Here is a 1,925-nt window from a genome sequence, read left to right as displayed (position 1 = left end):
CAAAATCGTCGTCGCGAGAAGCTTCCCGAAATTGATGTATTTGCGATTCATGCGTTGGAAACGAACGTAGACGAAGGAGCCGAGCCATTGGAATGGCTATTGCTGACCTCAGTGCCTACGTATACGCAAGCACAGGCCCTCGAGCGTCTGGCATGGTATGCACGTCGATGGACAATTGAATCGTGGCATCGTGTGCTTAAAAGCGGCTGTCGCATTGAAACCCGCCAATTTGGCAATGTCGAACGATTCGTACGCGCCACCGCGTTGTTCGCCGTAGTAAGCTGGAGAATCCTGTACGCGATGCTGCTTGCACGGCTTGATGGAAACCTGTCGTGCGAAGTATTGCTGCAGCCAATCGAGTGGCAGGCCCTCTACTGCCGTACGCACGGTAGTACAGAAATGCCCGATGAACCGCCTCACTCGCACAGGTGATTTTGTGGATCACCAGACTCGGCGGCTATCTTGCCCGAAAGCGTGATCATCCTCCAAGGCCTACCGTCATCTGGCGTGGCTTTCTTGTTCTGCATGAAACTACGATGATGTACCGAATATTCAGGCAGAACTAATAGCACGACTGCATTACTTGTGGGTAATCCTGAGGGGAAACCCGGGGCGGTTCATTTCTATCGGAATCAGATCACTGCTTAACCTGTTGGCCTCCACCAGTTCCATCCGATCCAGTATCGCACGCATCGCGAAGCCGCGGCTGACCTCTTCAGATTCGTTGAAGTGTTTTATAACCGCAAGTCGTCATTCATCGCTTGGCTTGTCACCAGTCAGTTCATGCAAGACCGGCTTGCGGCTCAGTGGATAACGGATACGGCTGCATAACTCGGGGACTCTGGAAGACAAAACCGGCTGCATGAAATGGGTCAACGGCTCCCTAATTTCGATAGAAGCCCTTCGCAATTGCGGCGGGTGTGCAGAACACTTCCGCCGCCGGCTCCTTGCTCCCAATCACTAATCTGGCCAAGACAAACAGCGGAATGGGGAGCCAGTTCCACCAGCGCACCTTCCCCTCGGACATGGGCCAATGCTACGTATCACATACGCCGCTGATGAATGCGCGAGCTCCTGCTGTCATCGCCTAAATTCTCGCCGACATTGTGCCAAGCACAAAGGTCAGCCATGCCACTCAGTCGCCTGACTCCTGGGGCCATCTATCGGGCCGACCCCACAGAAGTAGGGATAACTCTCGGCAGGGTCTTTCGGGTCTGTGTATGTGCATACATCGTTCGCCGCGACCGCAGAAGCATGCGTCGCCACGCCCATTAGAGCAGCGGACAGAAGGCCACCAGAAAGCACTCTCCTCACCTTTTCCATGTACACTCCTTTCTTAATATGCCGTAAATTTATGTGATTCGCCCACTAGCCGTCGCAGCTATGCATCTTACGAAATTGCCTGAGCAATTGCCAGGAGAAAAGCATCAAATATATTGATGCCAACACACGATCGTCGTTGGGCGCCGTGCGGGCAGGTCCGGAGGCGGTCTCCGGCACGATACAGGCAAAGGACTGCGGTCGCTTTTTGGATGTCATCTTCATTTCTTCGCATTCCGGTTCTGTTGCAGTAAGGGTGTCGGGACGAGAAATGTCGATATGATAAGTATTGCTTATGACACAAGGGAGTAAAACTGCTGGGAAGCAGACGACGGGTATTTGCCGGCACATTTCATCTGTCCTTTCCTGATCATGTGCATTACCTCGATGCCGCCGAGAATGACCCTCGCACGGTGGAAGTTCTTGAATCCCTGCATCGGCCGGGTCCGGCGTTTGATAGCCCGATGGTCCTGTTCGACAATGTTGTTCAGGTACTTGATCTGACGGACCTTGATCGGCGTCTCGCGATCGGCATTCACCGCATCCAGTGCGGCCAGATTGGAGCCGCTTTTGTCGATGGTCACGGTCTCTGGCGTACCATTATG

At 53.7% G+C, this 1,925-nt stretch carries 1 protein-coding gene and 1 pseudogene; one reads left to right on the top strand and one right to left on the bottom strand.

Going from position 1 to position 1,925, the window contains the following annotated elements:
* Positions 1-432 (top strand): annotated as a pseudogene (locus tag GCT19_RS41810) (IS4 family transposase); the annotation flags it as partial.
* Between the two features lie 1,181 nt (positions 433-1,613).
* Here GCT19_RS41810 and GCT19_RS41805 read toward each other — a convergent pair.
* A partial coding sequence (locus GCT19_RS41805) for a DDE-type integrase/transposase/recombinase (RefSeq protein ID WP_152855074.1) occupies positions 1,614-1,925 on the bottom strand: 312 nt, incomplete at its 5' end.

This window comes from Paraburkholderia atlantica, assembly GCF_009362785.1.
In the GTDB taxonomy this organism is placed as follows: domain Bacteria; phylum Pseudomonadota; class Gammaproteobacteria; order Burkholderiales; family Burkholderiaceae; genus Paraburkholderia; species Paraburkholderia atlantica.
Note: the sequence above shows the minus strand (reverse complement) of the source record. Positions and strands in the feature narration are given on the sequence as shown.